At 53.7% G+C, this 18,596-nt stretch carries 18 protein-coding genes; 7 read left to right on the plus strand and 11 right to left on the minus strand.

Features of this window, described 5'->3' with window-relative positions; all coding sequences use genetic code 11:
- Positions 1-62 precede the first annotated feature (62 nt).
- Positions 63-374, plus strand: coding sequence for a c-type cytochrome (locus NH461_RS03240; RefSeq protein ID WP_261601873.1), 312 nt, complete (start codon positions 63-65; stop codon positions 372-374).
- A gap of 211 nt (positions 375-585) precedes the next feature.
- Entirely contained in the window at positions 586-1,935 is a 1,350-nt protein-coding gene (locus NH461_RS03245; protein WP_261601874.1) for a sodium-dependent transporter, read from the plus strand.
- Positions 1,936-2,016: 81 nt separating this feature from the next.
- Here NH461_RS03245 and NH461_RS03250 read toward each other — a convergent pair whose 3' ends face one another.
- The 6 genes from NH461_RS03250 to tsaA all read right to left on the minus strand — a co-directional run bounded on the left by NH461_RS03250 (position 2,017) and on the right by tsaA (position 7,360).
- Complete coding sequence (locus NH461_RS03250) at positions 2,017-2,205, minus strand: DUF4250 domain-containing protein (RefSeq protein ID WP_261601875.1); 189 nt, start codon at positions 2,203-2,205, stop codon at positions 2,017-2,019.
- Complete coding sequence (locus NH461_RS03255; RefSeq protein ID WP_261601876.1) at positions 2,205-2,411, minus strand: YaeP family protein; 207 nt, start codon at positions 2,409-2,411, stop codon at positions 2,205-2,207. Before NH461_RS03255 ends, NH461_RS03250 begins: the two co-directional genes overlap by 1 nt.
- 152 nt (positions 2,412-2,563) lie before the next feature.
- Positions 2,564-3,418, minus strand: coding sequence for a GGDEF domain-containing protein (locus tag NH461_RS03260; protein ID WP_261601877.1), 855 nt, complete (start codon positions 3,416-3,418; stop codon positions 2,564-2,566).
- Positions 3,419-3,510: 92 nt separating this feature from the next.
- A complete protein-coding gene (locus NH461_RS03265; RefSeq protein WP_261601878.1) occupies positions 3,511-4,635 on the minus strand; it encodes a patatin-like phospholipase family protein in 1,125 nt (374 codons plus the stop codon).
- Positions 4,636-4,809: 174 nt separating this feature from the next.
- Positions 4,810-6,525, minus strand: a complete 1,716-nt coding sequence (locus NH461_RS03270; protein ID WP_261601879.1) for a proline--tRNA ligase — start codon at positions 6,523-6,525, stop codon at positions 4,810-4,812.
- A 130-nt stretch (positions 6,526-6,655) separates the two neighbouring features.
- Positions 6,656-7,360: a tRNA (N6-threonylcarbamoyladenosine(37)-N6)-methyltransferase TrmO gene (gene tsaA, locus NH461_RS03275; protein ID WP_261601880.1), complete on the minus strand. Its 705-nt coding sequence runs from the start codon at positions 7,358-7,360 to the stop codon at positions 6,656-6,658.
- Positions 7,361-7,506: 146 nt separating this feature from the next.
- Between tsaA and NH461_RS03280 the strand changes: the two genes are divergently transcribed.
- Positions 7,507-7,770 carry a type B 50S ribosomal protein L31 gene (locus NH461_RS03280; RefSeq protein ID WP_261601881.1) on the plus strand — a complete coding sequence of 88 codons (264 nt, stop codon included), beginning with the start codon at positions 7,507-7,509 and terminating at the stop codon, positions 7,768-7,770.
- Positions 7,771-7,772: 2 nt separating this feature from the next.
- The gene (gene ykgO, locus NH461_RS03285) at positions 7,773-7,913 is read left to right on the plus strand and encodes a type B 50S ribosomal protein L36 (RefSeq protein ID WP_255389608.1); all 141 of its coding nucleotides are present in this window, start codon (positions 7,773-7,775) and stop codon (positions 7,911-7,913) included.
- 144 nt (positions 7,914-8,057) lie between these two features.
- Here the strand turns inward: ykgO and NH461_RS03290 are convergent, their stop codons facing one another.
- From NH461_RS03290 to metN, 3 genes are all read right to left on the minus strand, one after another.
- Entirely contained in the window at positions 8,058-8,873 is an 816-nt protein-coding gene (locus NH461_RS03290) for a MetQ/NlpA family lipoprotein (RefSeq protein WP_261601882.1), read from the minus strand.
- Between the two features lie 86 nt (positions 8,874-8,959).
- On the minus strand, positions 8,960-9,646 hold the full coding sequence (locus NH461_RS03295) for a methionine ABC transporter permease (protein ID WP_261601883.1): 687 nt from the start codon (positions 9,644-9,646) through the stop codon (positions 8,960-8,962).
- Positions 9,636-10,670, minus strand: a complete 1,035-nt coding sequence (metN, locus tag NH461_RS03300; protein ID WP_261601884.1) for a methionine ABC transporter ATP-binding protein MetN — start codon at positions 10,668-10,670, stop codon at positions 9,636-9,638. The genes NH461_RS03295 and metN overlap by 11 nt, the downstream gene beginning before the upstream one ends.
- A gap of 322 nt (positions 10,671-10,992) precedes the next feature.
- On the opposite strand from metN, the gene gmhB reads away from it, so the two are divergent.
- A complete protein-coding gene (gmhB, locus tag NH461_RS03305; RefSeq protein ID WP_261601885.1) occupies positions 10,993-11,547 on the plus strand; it encodes a D-glycero-beta-D-manno-heptose 1,7-bisphosphate 7-phosphatase in 555 nt (184 codons plus the stop codon).
- Between the two features lie 78 nt (positions 11,548-11,625).
- On the opposite strand, the gene NH461_RS03310 is transcribed toward gmhB, so the two are convergent.
- Together NH461_RS03310 and NH461_RS03315 are read right to left on the minus strand one after the other, a co-directional pair.
- Entirely contained in the window at positions 11,626-15,228 is a 3,603-nt protein-coding gene (locus NH461_RS03310) for a zinc-dependent metalloprotease (protein ID WP_261601886.1), read from the minus strand.
- A 19-nt stretch (positions 15,229-15,247) separates the two neighbouring features.
- Entirely contained in the window at positions 15,248-16,066 is an 819-nt protein-coding gene (locus NH461_RS03315) for a hypothetical protein (protein WP_261601887.1), read from the minus strand.
- A gap of 454 nt (positions 16,067-16,520) precedes the next feature.
- Between NH461_RS03315 and NH461_RS03320 the strand changes: the two genes are divergently transcribed.
- Both NH461_RS03320 and NH461_RS03325 read left to right on the plus strand, forming a co-directional pair.
- A complete protein-coding gene (locus NH461_RS03320) occupies positions 16,521-17,546 on the plus strand; it encodes an ABC transporter permease subunit (RefSeq protein ID WP_261601888.1) in 1,026 nt (341 codons plus the stop codon).
- Between the two features lie 2 nt (positions 17,547-17,548).
- Positions 17,549-18,592: an ABC transporter permease gene (locus tag NH461_RS03325; protein WP_261602818.1), complete on the plus strand. Its 1,044-nt coding sequence runs from the start codon at positions 17,549-17,551 to the stop codon at positions 18,590-18,592.
- The last annotated feature ends 4 nt before the right edge of the window (positions 18,593-18,596 follow it).

The following is an 18,596-nucleotide window of genomic DNA, read 5'->3' on the forward strand; positions in this document are numbered from 1 at the left end:
TGCTGGTTTTTTTATCGTAAATTGAAAGACCACCTTTAGGATAAACAAAATTATAAGAGGACATGATGAAAAAAGTTCTTGCAATAGCAGTGTTAGCAACCGTGATTTCTGGCCCTTCACTCGCTGCGGATGCAGCCGCAGGGAAAGCGAAAGCTGCGGTTTGTGCCGCATGCCATGGCGCGGATGGTACGGCGATGATCCCGACTTATCCGAACCTCAAAGGCCAGAATGAGCAGTACCTGGTCGGAGCCCTGAAAGCCTACAAAAACAAAGAGCGGACTGGCGGCATGGCGATGGTGATGCAGCCACAGGCAGCGATGCTGAGCGATAGCGATATTGCCAACGTAGCCGCTTATTATGCCTCGCTGAAATAATTTCTCTGTTTGTCTTGCGAGACACAGACAAAAAAGCCGCTTCCTCTCCGGGGAAGCGGCTTTTTTATGCACGTCAGGAATCACTGAAATCAGAATAAACGTGATACTTTTCGCTAGGTGGTTATGTTTTAGCCAGTCGGACGTTCTGGTGTTGATTCGAATACAGGGATGGATTATTGTACTAGCACGCTGATACATCTAGGTAAGGGTCATGGCAGGAAACAGAGAACATTTTGGATCACGGATAGGGTTTATTCTGGCAGCCGCCGGTGCTGCAGTGGGCCTGGGCAATATCTGGGGATTCCCGACGCAGGCCGCCAGCAACGGCGGTGGGGCTTTTTTGCTGGTTTATCTGTTGATGATCCTGGTGGTGGCTTTTCCGATGCTGATTGTCGAAATGGCAATCGGCCGTCACGGCCAGGCGAACCCCATCGACAGTATGCGCAGCTTGTCGGACAACCCGACGGCAAAAAAGGCCGGGGCACTGGTCGGCTGGATTGGTTTGATGGTCCCATCGCTGGTGCTGGCGTTTTATAGCATTGTCGCGGGGTGGTTGATTTGTTTTATGCTGGCTGCCGTCACCGATATGATTGGTCTGCAGGCTGCTTCTGAATGGTTGAAAGGCTTCTCGGTTTCCCGAAATCTGTTCGGTGCCGTGGTGTTTTACCTACTGACGATCCTGATTGTCCAGAGCGGGGTGAAGCAGGGAATTGAAAAATGGTCCACCCGTTTAATGCCGGCGCTGTTTGCACTGTTCGGTCTGCTATTTCTCTACATCATGACCCAAGACGGGGCGATGGAAGGCCTCAAGCACTACCTGGTGCCGGATTTCAGCATGGTGTTTGATCGCCAGCTGCTCCTGGCAGCGATGGGACAGGGGTTCTTCTCGCTGACCATTGGTGGCTGCTCCATGCTGATTTACGGCTCGTACCTGAGTAAGAAAGAAAGCCTGCCGAAAATGGCACTGAGCGTGACGCTGGTAGATACAGCTGTGGCCTTTATTGCCGGCTTGGTGGTCCTGCCTGCGATGTTCGTTGCCATGAACAAAGGCGTGGCAATTTATGCTGAAGACGGTTCGCTGCTGAGCTCGGATACCCTGGTCTTTACCGTGTTGCCGATGCTGTTTGACAGCCTGGGTATTGTCGGCCAACTGGTGGCACTGGTGTTCTTTATCCTGATGACCATTGCTGCGTTGACCTCATCAATTTCGATGCTGGAGTGCCCGGTGTCGCTGGTGAGTGAGCGCTTTGCGCTGGGCCGTAAGCCGACGAGCTGGTTGCTGGGTGGGGTGATTGCGCTGTTCAGTGTGGTGATTATTTTCAACTTCGGCGCCTTGTTCGGCCTGGTGGCGAAAGTGGCGACCCAATACTTCCAGCCGGTCGCAGCACTGCTGTTCACCCTGTTCGGCGGTTGGGTGTGGTCACGTCACTCGAAGCTGAAAGAGCTCAGTGCCGGGAGCCCGGATCTGCAACACAGCCTGTTCTGGAAAATCTGGCCGCTCTACGTCAAGGTGGTGTGTCCGGTGCTGGTGGCGACGGTGCTTTACGCTTCTCTGGGATAAACGGATCTTGAACATCAAAAACGGAAGCCAGGCTTCCGTTTTTGTTTTTAGGTGTCGGGCGTAGGGTACGCTCGCACGGGATCAGCGAAACTGCTTGGCGTCCGGCAGGTAATCAAACCCGGCGGCCGCGAGGCGAGCGACCAGCTTGTCTTTGTCGATCCCGTAGTATTTGACCAAGCTGTCCAGGGTGCCGAATTCATCGCGGATTTTCATGTTGACGATGCTCATCAGCATCACCGGATCCATGGTTTCAAACTTTGTCACATCCATTATTGGTCCTCGTGATCACTCATTAACAGGTTCGCGGCGGCAAATGCAGCCTGCTCACGCAGCGCCTGCGGAACTTGTTCATTGGCGGCAATCTCGTTGAGTGCCTTGACGGCACAATGAATCGCATTGGGGATATATCCCAGTTCACCGCCACCGATCTGGGCATAGGTCATCCGGATCAGCTCGCAGCATTCATAGACTTTCATGGTCTTGTCCTTCTTGATTCGTTCACTTCCGATAGACACCGGAATATCCATGGGAAGTGCGGCTGCGTGCGCCTTGCTTGGCGGTGCGTCAACCCCAGCTATCTTAGCAAAGTTGTAGCACGGCTTGGGGGATGAGATCAAAATCTGGTGCGTTAACGGGCCCGTTTATGGCGGTAAAGCTGGCGGTCGGTGCGGTCAACCAGGGTCGTGCTGGTATCACCTTTCTGGTATCCGGCAAATCCGATCGAGACCCCAATCCGTAAGTTGCGCAGGGTCGGATCTTCCTGCATCAGCTGGTCGACCCGCTCACTGACGTGCATGGCAGATTGGTCCGTAGCAGGCTGGAGCAGGACGGCAAATTCATCGCCGCCGATGCGGTAACAGCGGTCGGAGCTCCGTACGGCTTGTTTCAGCAGACTTGAAAAACGGCGGATCACTTTATCACCGTCCAGGTGGCCGTATTTGTCGTTCACTTGCTTGAAATTATCCAGGTCAAACATCATCAGCACCAGGCCGACATTGCGCCGCTCGCTCATGGCGATGGCATGCTGGATATCCTGCTCGAAGCTGCTGCGGTTGCCGAGGCCCGACAGGTAGTCGCGCAGCGCCATGTTCTTGACCCGGCGATATTCGATGGCATTCGCCAGCGGGCCGGCAAATAACCGGTGGTAGGTGTGCAGCAGGCTGATTTCGTCTTTATCGAGCGGGTAGGGGGTGGCATATTGCAGCTTGCCCAGTTCGTTGTCGCCAAATCGCAGGACAAAGGTTTGCCGGTGTGGGGTCGCCTGGCCCCGGCGGATCAGGGAGGTGGTTTCTTCGTACGCCCAGACCATGCGGCTGACATCAATCTGTTTTTCGACTTCGCGGGCAAAAATCTCAAAAATTAAGCCGAGCTCCAGCTTGCCCTGGAATTTTTGCAGGATCAGCAGGCGTTGATCAGCCCCAAGGGGTTTGGTCCTTGGTTTGCTGCTGTCGGCAAAGATATTACTCCAGACTTTCGGATCCATAAGGGCGTCAAAAAAAGATCAGGGGGTTACTATAGGCAATTATTAAGCCATTTCAACACTTATCATGGGTTTTTATCAATAAATATAAGGATTTATTGCAGGAAATTGCGAAGGATCGTTTCTTTTTCCAGGGCGTCGTGATATCCCAGCTCGATCAGGGCGTGAATATATGCTGGTTCGAACAGGATATAGCTGGTGATGGCAGCATCATCTTTTGGACTCAGGCCGGTCAGACGCATTAATGCCCGGGTCATCGGTGGCATCTGACAGTAATATTTCTGCGCCAGAGGCTCAAAAGATTGGCTGGGATAGAGCAGGAGATGATCGACGATCTTCATCCCCATTTTTTCTTTCTCGGTTGGCGGCAGGGCCTGGATCAACTGATTGGAGCGCGCCAGATGCTCCAGATCCGCGGCCAGAGTATCACTGAAAATGGTGTCCATCAGGTGGCCGCCCAGGGTTGCCAGCCCGGGCGCTTTGGTGTGATCCATTTCATTGATCTTTTGGTTGATCAAATCAATGGTCAGGATCTTGTCGGCGCCCATTTTCAGGGACGGACGTAGGGGAGCGAGTTGGTGGATCGAGCCATCGCCGTAATAGGTCCGGCCGATCCGCACCGCCGGGAAGACCACCGGGATCGCGGCCGAAGCCAGCAGGTGCTCAGTGGTGATCAGGGAGCGGCGGCCCTTGGACTTGGCCCGGTTCCACTCGGAGATTTCCGGCTGGCCCTGAAAAAAACTGACGGACTGGCCGCTTTTGTAGCTCGAGACGGTGACGGACAGGCCGTGCAGGTTACTGGCCAGGATCTGCTTTTCCAGCCGCTCATAATTGTTGACCTGATTGAGCAACTGGCGCAGCGGACGGCTGTCGAGTAACCCAAACGGCGGGCGTTCATGATAGTCGGCCTGCAGACGGGCCAGCCATTGGTGGGCGAGGTAACCGGTCATGCCCAGGGCACTGGCCCGGAACACCCGGCGGCTGTGGAGCCGGGCCCAGATCCATTCCAGCTTTTTGACTCCGAGTCGAAAGCAGGAGGCATAGCAGGCCATGGCGGTGGCATTGATGGCCCCGGCAGATGTGCCGGAGTATATGGTAAACGGGCTGTGGTGAACGCGGGGATACCACTCGGCAATCGCCTTCAGCACGCCAACCTGATAAGCGGCGCGGGCGCCCCCGCCGGGTAGTAGCAAGCTGATCCTGGGCTTATCCTTCGCCATGGGGTTTATCCTTTTCTCTTTCTCGGCTCACTATATACCGGATTTATCTGACATTGGACAGTGGCAGCCTGCTTCTGAGATCTGCGGCAGGTGTCCTGGAGTCCGCCGTGGGTCAGGAAAACGGTCATCAAAAAAGCCTCCGCAAGGGAGGCTTCATTGCATGAGAGTGGTGGATTAAGCCAGCTTTTGCTGAATAAAGTCCACGATTTCAGTCACAGGTACGCCTTCTTTGGTGCCGGCACGACGGTCTTTATATTCCATCTCGCCGTTTTCCAGGCTGCGGTTACCAATGACGATGGTGTGCGGGATCCCGATCAACTCGTGGTCGGCAAACATCACGCCCGGACGCTCTTTGCGATCGTCAAACAGGACTTCGATGCCAGCAGCGGTCAGGTCAGCGTACAGCTTTTCAGCAGCGTCGCGGACTTCGTCTGATTTCGCCATGTTCATCGGCACAATCGACACCTGGAACGGGGCAATCGCATCCGGCCAGATGATACCGTTGTCGTCGTTGTTCTGCTCAATCGCCGCAGCAACCACACGGGTACAGCCGATGCCGTAGCAGCCCATTTCCATGATCACGTTTTTGCCATCCGGGCCCAGTACCGCCGCGTTCATCGCTTTGGAGTAGTTGTTGCCCAGCTGGAAGATGTGGCCGACTTCGATGCCACGCTTGAGCAGCAGGGTGCCTTGGCCGCATGGGCTTGGGTCACCTTCCACCACGTTACGCAGATCTTCGACCTGGCCCAGCGCCACGTCACGATCCCAGTTAATGCCGAAGTAGTGTTTGCCGTCGATGTTGGCACCGGCACCGAAGTCACTCATGACAGCGACAGTGCGGTCAACAATAAACGGTACCGGCAGGTTGACCGGACCCAGTGAGCCAGGGCCGGCATTCACGATGGCACGGATTTCTTCTTCGGTGGCAAACTCCAGTGGCGCAGCAACGCAAGACAGGTTCTCTGCTTTGATTTCATTGAGCTCGTGGTCGCCACGGATGATCAGGGCGATCAGTTCTGCTTCAACGTCGTCCGAAGCTTTCACAAACAGGGTTTTCACGGTCTTGTCGATCGCGATCCCGTGCTGTTCAACCAGCTCGTCGATGGTCTTGGCGTTCGGCGTATCCACCAGCGTCATCTCCTGGGTCGGCGCAGCGCGCTCGGTTGCCGGTGTCAGTGCTTCTGCTTTTTCGATATTGGCCGCGTACTCAGACTCAGTCGAGAAGGCGATCAAATCTTCACCGCTCTCGGCCAGAACGTGGAACTCGTGCGAGCCGGAGCCGCCGATCGAGCCGGTATCAGCCAGTACTGGACGGAAGTCCAGACCCATACGGCTGAAGACGTTGCAGTATGCCTGATGCATGATCTCGTAGGTTTCAACCAGGCTCTCTTTGTCCAGGTGGAACGAGTAAGCATCTTTCATGATGAATTCACGCGAGCGCATTACCCCGAAGCGTGGGCGTACTTCGTCACGGAATTTGGTCTGGATCTGGTACAGGTTCAGAGGAAGTTGTTTGTACGACTTCACTTCGTTGCGAACCATGTCGGTGATCACTTCTTCGTGCGTTGGGCCCAGCACAAACGGTCGGTCGTGGCGGTCAGCGATACGCAGCAACTCAGGACCGAACTTGTCCCAGCGACCGGTTTCTTCCCACAGCTCAGAGGGCTGAACCACGGGCATTAATGTTTCGACTGCACCTGCATTGTTCATTTCTTCGCGAACAATGTTTTCGACCTTACGCAGAACACGCAGACCTGTAGGTAGCCAGGTGTATAGACCTGAAGCCAGCTTACGGATCATACCTGCACGTAGCATCAGCTGGTGGCTGATCACTTCTGCGTCGTTTGGAGTCTCCTTCAGCGTTGAAAGAAGATATTTACTGGTACGCATTGATGGTATCCGTTGGTTAGATGAAATGAATTGGATTCGGGGCCAGCCCCGCCCGCCGTTTTAGGGCGATAACCGCATATATTAACAGCCTATTGCCGGTTCGCCAAAGAGAACAAGCGGTTGGCGGCTGTTATTTTGTGACCGGACGCGCCAGCGTATGGACGGTGATCTGCGCGTCGCTGACACTGAATTTTACATTGTAGTCGAACAGGTGCACGGCGTACTCCTTGGGATCCGGCTTGCCTTTTTTGTAAGCCGGGCGTGGATCCTGCGCCAGTACTTCTTCAATCACCGCCCGTTGACGGGCCAGGTGGCGGCCGTGCAGTTGTGACTCGGCTTTGGGACTGAAGTGTACCGGTAGCGTCGGCGGGCTCTCACTGGCAAACCCGCCGATGGCGTCGGGCAGACTGTCGGAGTAGGGAATATAGGGCTTGATGTCGACTATCGGGGTGCCGTCGACCAGATCCACGCCACCGAGTTCGAGGATCACATCGCCACCATGCTGGCGCACGCCGATCAGTTCAACCGCGGACATCCCGATCCCGTTGGGACGAAAGGTCGCGCGGCTGGCAAATACGCCGATGCGTTCATTCCCGCCGAGGCGCGGCGGCCGAACGGTCGGACGCCAGCCTGCCTCCAGGTTCTGATCAAACAAAAACAGCAACCACAGGTGGCTGAACTGCTCAATGCCCCGGACAGCCTCCAGGGCATTGGCTTCCCCTTGGAGCACCAGTTCCGAGCGGGCGCTGGGGACCAGTCCGGGCTGGCGCGGGACGGCAAATTTTTCTTTATACGGCGAGCGGATCACGCCAATCGGATCAATCTGATAACTCATGATATCGGGCCTTTTTCAGTCTGGCGCTGACGATAGCATAAAAATAGTGCTTGATCTTTTAATGAGAATTGATGTCAAATAATATGTTATAACATAACAATCCGGTTTGTGGTGTTCACTGGCCGGACATTGCTCAAGGAGTTCAAATGAAACCAGGTATTCACCCGGAATATCGCACCGTGGTCTTCCACGACACCAGTGTGGATCAGTATTTTTTGGTCGGCTCGACGCTGAAGACCGAACGCACCATTGAATGGGAAGACGGTAACACCTATCCGTACTACACGCTGGATGTGTCTTCGGCTTCGCATCCGTTTTACACCGGCAAGCAGCGGGTGGTCAGCAGTGAAGGGCGGATGGCCCACTTTAACCGTCGATTCGGTCGCTTCGGCGCCAAGCAGGAGGGGTGATCATGCAAGTACTCAGTTCACTCAAAAGTGCCAAATTGCGCCATCGGGATTGCCAGGTTGTGAAACGGCGCGGACGGATCTATGTGATTTGTAAATCCAACCCGCGGTTCAAAGCGGTTCAGGGACGGGTAAAAAAACGTTAACGAGATAGAGCCGGCAGCAAGCGCTGGTCGGCAGCGATAAAAAAGCCCCTCCGATTGGAGGGGCGAGGCTTGTTTCAGGAAGGAACAGTCGCCTTGAAGTGATCAACTTTGAAGTCATCAACCTTGAAAAAACGGGCCTTGAACTTACCAGCCTTTCACGACGCCGCCCTGGAAGATTTCTTTGGCCGCTTCATACACGGTTTCAGATTGGTAGGCTTTGACGAAAGTCTGCACGTTTTCAGCATTCACGTTGTCTTCGCGGGCCACAATCAGGTTCACGTAAGGTGAATCTTTGTCTTCGACGAATACCCCGTCACGCTCTGGTGTCAGGTTGATGCTGCTGGCATAGGTGGTGTTGATGATCGCCAGTTGCACATCATCCAGTGAACGCGGCAGTTGGGCTGCTTCCAGCTCAACAATCTGCAGATTCTTCGGATTCTCGACAATATCCAGCACGGTTGCCGTCAGGCCAGCCCCGTCTTTCAGGGTCAGCAGGCCCTGCTGTTGCAGCAGCAGCAGTGAGCGGCCCAGGTTGGTCGGATCGTTTGGTAGCGCGACTTGATCGCCTTCTTTCAGCTCATCGATGGATTTGATTTTGCTCGAGTAAGCGGCGATCGGGTAGACAAACGTGTTACCGGCAATTGCAAATTTGTAGCCACGGTCAGTGATTTGCTGATCCAAGTATGGTTTGTGCTGGAACGCATTGATGTCGATCGAGCCTTCTTCCAGTGCTGCGTTCGGTGAGACGTAGTCGGTGAAGGTGATCAGCTCAACATCCAGGCCGTATTTGTCTTTGGCTTCCTTGGCAGCCACTTCAGCCACCTGTGCTTCTGCACCCGCCATGACACCGATTTTAATTTTGCTGTTGTCTACCGCAGCTTCTTTCTCGCCGCAGCCGGTCAGAACCAGTGCCGAGGCCAGGCCGGCAACTGCAAACAGGTTTTTCAGATTAAACGCCATGTTACTTCTCCTTAAAAGCGGGATTTCCATAATCCTAGTCGTAAATTGTTTTGTTGTGCTTACGTTGTGGTTCGTATCGGGTGGACTTAGCGGTGATCGACACGCTTGACCAGATGATCACCGGCAGACTGAATGCATTGCACCAGAATGACCAGCATGACCACGGTGATGAGCATGACGGTGCCGTCGAAACGCTGGTAGCCGTAGCGGATCCCGACATCGCCCAGACCGCCGCCGCCGACAGTGCCGGCCATGGCGGAGTAGCTCACCAGGGTCACCAGCGTAATCGTGATGGCGTTGATAATCCCTGGCAGGGCTTCCGGCAGCAGCACCTTGCTGATGATCTGGCGCGGTGTGGCACCCATCGCCTGGGCAGCTTCGACCAGGCCGCCTGGTACTTCCAGCAGCGCCCCTTCAACCAAGCGGGCGATAAACGGAATGGCGCCAACGGTCAGCGGCACAATTGCCGCGGCGGTCCCAATTGAGCTGCCAACCACAAAACGGGTAAACGGAATGATGGCAACCAGCAGGATAATAAACGGGATCGAGCGGCCGATATTGGTCACGGTCCCCAGAACCTTGTTCAGCGTCGGGTGCTCCAGCAGCCCGCCTTGTTTGGTCAGGTGCAGGGCGACACCGGCCGGGATCCCGATGGCGAAGCCTATCAGGCCGGAGGCAAACACCATCACCAGTGTTTCACCCAGCGCCTCAATCAGTAAATATGTCAGGCGTTCATTGGCCTGCCACCAGTTCGCAATTGTTTCAAGCAACATAACCCAGTACCTCTACATTAACCTTGTGATCGCGCAGGAAGGCAATGGCCAGCTCTGCTGCTTGTTCGGTGCCGAAAAACTCCGCCAGCATCAGGCCGAATTTGACGCCGCCGGCATAATCCATATCGGAGCTCAGAATGCTGATATCGATATTAAATTCGCGGGCCACCTGGCTGATCAGCGGAGCGTCCACGGAAGCGCCGGTAAATTCCAGGCGAACCAGCGGGTAGCTGTTCTCAACCCGGGTGTCGGTGAGCCGGGCGCGGTAGTCTTCCGGGATTGACAGATCCAGGGTTGAGCGAATGAACTCCCGGGCCAGATCCGTTTTCGGATGGGCAAAGATGTCGCCGACCGGACCTTTCTCGACCAGTTCACCATCGCCGATGATTGCCACTTGGCTACAAATGTTTTTCACCACATCCATTTCGTGGGTGATGAGCAAAATAGTCAGGTTCAGCTTGCGGTTGATCTCTTTGAGCAACGCTAGAATTGACTGCGTGGTGGCCGGATCCAGCGCACTGGTCGCTTCATCACACAGCAGGACTTTCGGATCGGACGCCAAGGCCCGGGCGATGGCTACCCGTTGTTTCTGGCCGCCGCTTAGGTTGGACGGGTAGGCACTGCTCTTGTCGGCCAGCCCCACCAGTTGCAGCAGATCAGTAACCTTGCTTTTGAGGTCCGCTTTTTTGGTGCCGGCCAGTTCAAGCGGCAGGGCCACGTTGTCGAACACCGTCCGGGAAGACAACAGATTGAAGTGCTGGAAGATCATCCCGATTTTACGCCGGGCTAACGTCAGCTCCTGGGCGGAAAGCTGAGTCAAATCGACACCATCGACAATCACATGGCCGCTGGTGGGTTTTTCTAACAGGTTCACGCAGCGGATCAGGGTACTTTTCCCTGCACCGGATGAACCGATCACGCCGAAAATTGTGCCTTGCTCAATGGAGAGGTTGATATCACGCAGCGCGTTGATTTCCTTTTCTCCCTGATAGAACACTTTGTTCACTCTATTGATTTCTATCATCGAACTTCCTGAGCTGTTTGCTGCTGCCCAATACAATTCACCGGGCAAAAATGGGTGATAATGGTTTAATTTGTTGCTGTTTATTGTGTTTACACTGTAATTAGTTTGTGCGTAAAGTGTTTCCTAAACGCTTATGTGGTTGATGCTAGGGTGTCTAGACGGCTAAGTCAATAGATATTTTTACGTCTGGACGTCTAAAAGGCTTTCTTGACTTGAGCCAAAATCTGTCGCCCTGGCAGAAACCGGACGGATAAACGGATGAATCCCGGGGTGAGCCGTGTCATAATCGCGCCAGTAATGTAGACAGACAGAGGGCTGACTTTTGGCCAAACCCGCAGTTTTTATTGATCGTGACGGCGTGATTAACGTGGATCATGGTTATGTGCACACCGTCGATGATTTTGAGTATGTCGACGGTGTTTTTGAGGCGTGTAAAAAGCTCAAGGCGATGGGCTATTTGCTGGTCCTGGTCACCAACCAGGCGGGGATTGCCCGTGGCATGTACAGCGAAGATGAATTCCTGACCCTGACCGAGTGGATGGACTGGAACTTTGTCGACAACGGGGTGGAATTTGACGGGATTTATTACTGTCCGCACCATCCGACGGAAGGGAAAGGGGATTACCTGCAGGATTGTAACTGTCGCAAGCCGAATCCGGGGATGTTCATTTCAGCCCGCGATTTCCTGAAAATCGATATGGCCAACTCGGTGATGATTGGTGACAAAACCGATGACATGAAAGCGGCGCAGGCGGCAGACGTCGGCACCAAGATCCTGGTGCGTACCGGTAAACCGATCACCGAAGCCGGCGAAGCACTGGCCGATACCGTGCTCGACAGCGTAGCGGATGTTCCGGCCTGGCTGGCTGCGCGTTAAACCGCAAAACAGTACACCACTTCCAGAGATAAAAAAACAGGTCGCCGAGGCGACCTGTTTGCTTAAGGTTTGAAGAGATTAGCGATTATAAATTGGCAGGATCTCCAGGACATCTTGATAGCGTTGCATCTTTTTCAGCATGGCTGGCTGCTGCGCTGGATCCTCAAAGTCGGCCAAATCAATATACTCTAGTTGTAGCGTATTGTTATCGGTCGCCGGATCGCGCAGTGCCTGGAACTCTTCCAGCGTTTTGATCATCTCAAAGGCCAAGGCATTGTTCGGTGTAGCATAGTAGTAGCGGCCATCCTGACGTTGATAGCGAACGGTCTCTGCCAGGTGGTCGTCATTGCTACGGATGGCGACGTACTGGGCACGTTCATTGCCGCGGGTAAATTCGCCGTTGTCACTGCTGCGGAACTGAACCACCAGGTTGAGCAGGGCTTCGATTTCGCTGTATTCCCCTTTGGCCGGCAGATCAAAATAGCGCTTGATCGAGCGGGCATAATAGGGGGCTGCCTCGACTTTGGTATCCGGGTCAAAGTGGATGAAATCACCTTGCGGTTTTGTGACCTTTCCTTCGCTGTCACGGAACAGATCCGGATAGAAGACCTGGTTCATGATGTTGGTACCCAGCGCGATATCCTGAAGCAGGTATTTGAAGACATCATAGCTGTAGAAGGTACCACCGTCGCCCGGCACGACATACGGGAGATCCGCCAAGGCGGTATCGGTCCGGTCGGTGGTGCGGCGGATGCCGTCCCGCTCTAGCAGGGTTGCCATGGAAGCGAACTTGTCCGGCCAGAATCCGTAGTAGTCGAACATGCCGACGTAGTTGTACTTTGGATTGGTATTTGGCGCTTTGCCGCTGTTGAGCATCTTACCCGCTTCTGCAGTGACGGTCAGGCCTGTTGAGGCCAGATACTTACTAACTTCTGGGTGGAAACAGCTGTGCGGAACCTCGCCTTGCTTGAGGGCGCTGCGCAGTGCACTCTCGTTGATGATGTCGTGCAGGCGCTGGTACTGAACGTCACCGTCTGCATCTTTGACTTCACACACTTGATCCGGCTGGAGCACCACCTGGATCAGGTTATTGCGCAGCTCATCGACAGCTCGGGGCAGGCCACAGTAGAAGTCATAGTTAAAGTCCGACTCCGGCCATAATGGTTTGGCATTACAGGCTGGATCGACTTTATGCAACAGGAGCCAATTATTGGTATTAAACGGAAGGTACTGTTTCATCCGATCGAAGTTTTGCAGTACTTCCCGCCAGCTCATAAAGTCGTTGATCCTACGCTGGGCATAATCTTCCAGGCTGCTTTCGTCAAAGTTCTTTTTACCCATACGGTTGGTCCGCATGTCGTGCTGCTCGTAATAACGCTGCCAGTAGAAACGGTTAATTTCGGCGTGGTTTCGGCCTTCATCGTGGCGGTTACAATCTGTATTCAGGCTGACATTCCCGTCGGTACAGTACTTATACTCGCGCATCACTTTATCGCCCGGGGCTTTGTCGCTCCATTTGTCATCCAGTACACCGTCTACAACGGCTGCGCTGAGGACGCCGTCACTGAGGCGCTCCGGCAGGTACGATCCTGCGGCGAAGAAGGTGTTTTTCAGCTCTTCATCATAATGATTGAGCGTGTAGAACTGAGGCGATGTTTTAGCTTCGGCACCTTCGGCGCTGTCATGTAGGGAATACTCCACCTGGCGCTTGTAGGCAAATCGCAGCGCCGCGGTGTCATACAGACCAAATACGGGCAGTGCATCCAGCAGCGATGGGTTATAGTCCATGATTGAGCTGTAGGCTGGAACATATTCCAGGCCGTGGTTGTGGGCGTGCGCTTCAGAGAAGTAGTTCTGATCATCATTACTGCCTTTGAAATTGTGGCGCAGGCCCAGGTTATGGCCTAGTTCATGCACCAGTGTTTTGGCGTAATAGATCCCGGCAAGTACTTGCCCGACATGATGTTGCTGGCTCAGATCGAGCGCGTCCCAGGTTTTCAGCTGACTATGCGCCTCATCTGCCCAGACATACGATTGCGGGCTGTCAAAGTCGATCGATTGACCGGCGACCACCATTCTCGGCAAGTATTTCTTTGTTGCGCTCGACCACAAGCTGGCGATCGGGTACATATTGTGCTCGCTCCAGACCTGCTGCTCCAGCTCGCGGAGCTGGATAATATCCAGGGCGCTCATATCCTGTTCCGGGACTTGCTGCAGGGCAACGTAATCACGCAGAACCGTTTCAAATGACTCTTGCTCTGGTTGGCTCAGAACTTTTGGCAAAGTATCGGCTGTCGGGTGATAGAGCCCGCTGTTATGTGTCTGGCGCTGTAGCTGGGCTGTGGTGTCCCTTGCTGTATTGATGCTGGTGTCGGACTTGGCAGACGATGTGGTTGTCGTTTGCGCAGTAACGATATTGCCGTTGTTGTACTGATTGGCAATCCGATCCCACAGGACATTGGCGATACTTTCCAATCCGCCGGAGTACTGGTTGACATGGGCGTGAACAATCTCGCCTGTGACCGGGTTCACCGCGGACGGACCATATCCGGCCAGGCCGTTTGCCAGTGGTTCGTCAATCAGGTTAATCACGTTATAACGCAAGTCACCCGAGCGCTTGCCGGAAGGATCGTGCAGTTTAATTTGCGGGACACCAGCTTTGGCTAGCTGTGGGTTAATTCGGGCAATGACATCTTTGGTGATTTGCTTATAAAACGCGGTCGATGCGTTGAGATCGAAGCTATCTGAAAGATGGTAGTCAATTTGTGCCTGGCTGGGATTAAAGCGGTGCATATATTGAACGCGGTTGCCATCCAGGGTGTTATTACCGAGCTGATCCGGGCGGGAAACCTCGGTGGCAAACATACCGAAGGTATCTTCATCGCCTTTCGGGTACAGGATCGGCTCATACTCGGCGCTCCGGATCTCGTTGAGCGGGACAAACGAGTAGTGGTTGGAGACGGTAAAGGTCAGGTTGTTAAAGTCGAGTCCGTCATCGCTTTGGAATAAGGCGTTGATCAAGCAATTCCATTGATTGGTGATCTGGTAGTCCTGTTCAATTTCAATGTTCAGGGAGCCATCAGCTGCCACTTCATAGCCTTGCCAGTCGCGGGCCAGTCGTGCATCACCAACGGGAGTGTAACAACCGGTCGAGTAAGTCAGGAGATCATCAATATCGCGCTCCACCACTGCTAATTTTTTATACTCCGGCGTGAAGAAGGTTTTTTCCTGCCAGGTAACATCATCGTCCTTGTTTTCTTCTTCTTTGTTGACACAGTCGCCGTAGCTGTCTTCTTCACAGCGGTATTCCTGGTAAGTCCCGGGAATCTTAACCAGAGGGCTGTTATCTGTTTCGACATCGGTCCAGCGCCCGAGATCATGGTCGCTTATCTGAGCCTGGCTGATCACATCCGGACTGATTTGGCGGACTTCCAGGCCATCCTGGGTATAAATCAGGCGAACCAGCTTTTCCTGTCCCTGCATAAAGGGCGCCATGCTGACGGCGTAGCGTGGGGCTTTGGCCATCGAAGGCATATACAGGTAAACCTGCTCGGTGTTGAGGTCTGTTTTTTTGATCTGCTCTGCCTTTCTCGGCACGCTTTCATAGGCCTGATCGTCGGCACCGCATCCGGCCAGAATCGCGGTACAGAGCACGCTTAACGTAAAGTGCTTAGGGGTCATACAAGTTCCTTTTGTGTACTTAGAATGTATATCCGAGCGAGAGTGAATACACGGTGGTGTCATCGTTGAAGAGGTCGATGTCGCCGACCGTGCCTTGTTCAGCGTCGAAGTAAACGCCGGAATTGGAAAGAGATAGTCCGGTATAGAAATGTTCAGTTATCTGCCACTGGGCGGACACGGCGCCGGAGTAGGTCCAGTCCTGCCGGGTGTGCTGGTAACTCCAGGATGTCCCACCCAATAGTGAGGCACTGAGGGTTAATTTGTCCCATTGATAGGCAATCCCGGCGTTGAGGGAAACCAGCCATTCAGGAAGTGATTTTTCTCCGGCCGTTTGGTAACGGTGAAAATTCTTCGCCAAACGGGGGCTGATGAAATAGCTGACTTGTCCGGCGTCTGCAGCATAGTTTAGGGCGAGCCGTACTCGGCTTTCGAGTTCATCGTCGCGGGATAGCTCTGACGTTGGCAGGGTCAGTTGGACGTTGTATTTGAGTTTCCCGCTGCCGCCGAGCGTCGCAAGCTGGCGATCCTCGAAGCCAATGACAGTATCGGTGAAGAAGTCTCCGGTTTCATTTTCATAGACTCGGTATCCGCCTGATGTCAGGTAAACAGCGTATGATTCTGTCAACGAATACTTGAGTTTGCCGCTCCAGTTAAGGCTGCGTAAACTATTGTGACTGCTTTTGTCATAGGTGTTTGCTATATAACTTGCTGATAAATCACCCCTCCAGCCAGCATCGTCTGATTCGCTGGCAAACGCGGGCAGGGAAGTGAGTAAACTGAGCCCGATAGCAAGATTGACTATCGGGATCGTGATGGTCTTGTCCTTATTCGTTCTCATTGCGTGTTTCCATACTATTTTTTCTAACTTCCTGTGTTTTATGAAATTATCGCCTGTCTAATAGTGGTTTTTTATAATGTTCTGAATATAAAAGTAAATAGCGATAGATAGGCTGAATGATATTCATCTGGGTGATTGAGTAGAGTTTCATATCAATAAAGCTTCTGGTTCTGGTCATAGATGATCGTTCTTATCTATCTCCTTGGATTTATTTGCTTTTTATTTTTGATTTTATAAATGAAAGCATTTTTTCGAATGTGGTCTGATCTGTAAGCAAAATTGTGATGGCAGTGGGATAAATTTGACACCTTCCTGAGTTGACTGCTTAAACTTTACTCTGGGGTTTGTTCTTTTTTTCCCCAGGGGGCGGCGGATGTCCGTTGTCCCGACAGTCTTCTCTGACTCATCAGCATTGCCTGGATGTCAGTGTTCATTGCCAGGAGCGGGCCGATACATGCTGTCGTATTTATTGCATCGTATGGCGTTGGTCATACCGACATTCTTAGGCATTACCGTGCTGATCTTTGCCATTACCCGGCTGGTGCCCGGCGGGCCGGTCGAGCGGATGCTGGCGAACATGCAGTTTCAGGGCGATGGGGCGGCGGCGATGACGACTGCGGGCGGCAGTACGGCCTTGTCTGACGAGCAATTGGCGCAGCTCAATGCGTTTTATGGCCTGGATAAACCGGTTCACCAAGCGTACTGGGAGTGGCTGAAGAAGCTGGTGCGTTTCGACTTAGGGGAGTCGACCCGGTATTACGAGCCGGTCACCGAGATGATTGCCGAGCGGCTGCCGATCTCGCTGTTCTATGGTGGGATGACCTTCTTTATCAGCTATTTTATTTCCATTCCTTTGGGCTACTTCAAAGCCATCAAGCATGACTCGGCGTTTGATTCCGGCTCTTCCATTCTGATCTTTGTCGGCTATGCTCTGCCGGGGTATGTGGTCGGGGTGTTGCTGATCACCTTGTTCAGTTATCACCTGGAATGGTTTCCAATGGGCGGTTTCGTCAGTGATGACTTTGATGATGATGACACCCTGCTTGAGCAGGTACGAGATGTGCTCTGGCATGCGGTCTTACCGCTGATTTGTTATCTGATCGGGGATTTCGCCACCCTGACCATGACGATGAAAAATAACCTGATGGAGAACCTGTCCTCGGATTATATCCGCACCGCGATTGCCAAAGGCTTGCCATTCCGGACCGCGGTGCGAAAACATGCTCTGCGCAACAGTCTGATCCCGATTGCCAGCCATTTCGGCAATTCCCTTCTTTTCTTTATGACCGGCTCGTTTTTGATCGAGGTGATCTTCAATATCGACGGCATCGGCTTGCTGGGGTATGAGTCGATCATGCAGCGTGACTATCCGGTGGTGATGGGGATTGTGGCCATTAATGCGGCGCTGCTGATGCTGGGCAATATTGTTTCGGATATCTGCGTGGCGGCGGTGGATCCGCGTGTGCGGTTTGGAGCCTGATGATGCTAAGACTCAACCCGCTGACCCGAAAAAAACTGCGACGCTTTCAGGCGATTAAGCGAGGGTACTGGTCATTTGTCCTGCTCTCGGGGTTGCTGATGTTATCGCTGGTGGCGGAGCTGCTGATCAACAGCAAAGCTTTGGTGGTGAAATACAACGGTGAATACAGCTTTCCGGTGTTCAGTGATGTGAAGGCCGGTACCGATTATGGCTTTGATTATCCCAGCGAGCCGGATTACAAAGCGATGCAGCGTCAGTATCAATTGGAGGGCGGCGAGAACTTCGTGATTCTGCCGCTGGTGCCATGGGATCCCTTTGAGCAGGACTTCAGTGGTGATTATCCGCCGACGCCGCCTAGTCTTCAGACTCAGCACTACCTGGGAACCGATGTGATTGGCCGCGATATTCTGGCGCGACTGGTGTACGGGTTTCGCACCGCGATGGGGTTCGCCCTGCTGACCATGACGGTGTCTTACGCCATCGGCACGGCGGTCGGATGCGCGATGGGATTTTTCGGTGGCAAGTTTGACTTGCTGGTCCAGCGTTTGATTGAAGTGTGGTCCATGGTGCCATTTCTGTACGTGATTATGATCCTGGTGTCCGTAACTCAGCCGACGTTCACCCTGTTTGTCGCGATCAATGTGCTCTTTGGCTGGATGGGCATGACCTGGTACATGCGCACCATGACCTATAAAGAGTCTGCCCGTGAGTATGTGATGGCAGCCCGGGCGCTGGGGGCATCGACCGGGCGGATCATCTTTCGTCATATTCTGCCCAATACTACGGTGATGATCGTGACCCTGGCGCCGTTCACCATAGCTGCCAATATCACCGCCCTGACGGCGCTGGATTATCTGGGCTTGGGGCTGATGCCACCCACGCCGAGCTGGGGGGAGTTGCTGCAACAGGGGAAATCGAACCTGGATGCGCCCTGGATCGTCGGCTCAGTCGTGACGGCGATTGTGCTGGTGCTGGTGATGGTGACCTTTATCGGGGAAGCGATCCGGGCGGCGTTCGATCCGAAAAAATTTACCCGTTATATCTGACGCT

This window comes from Photobacterium sp. TY1-4 (assembly GCF_025398175.1).
Lineage (GTDB): Bacteria > Pseudomonadota > Gammaproteobacteria > Enterobacterales > Vibrionaceae > Photobacterium.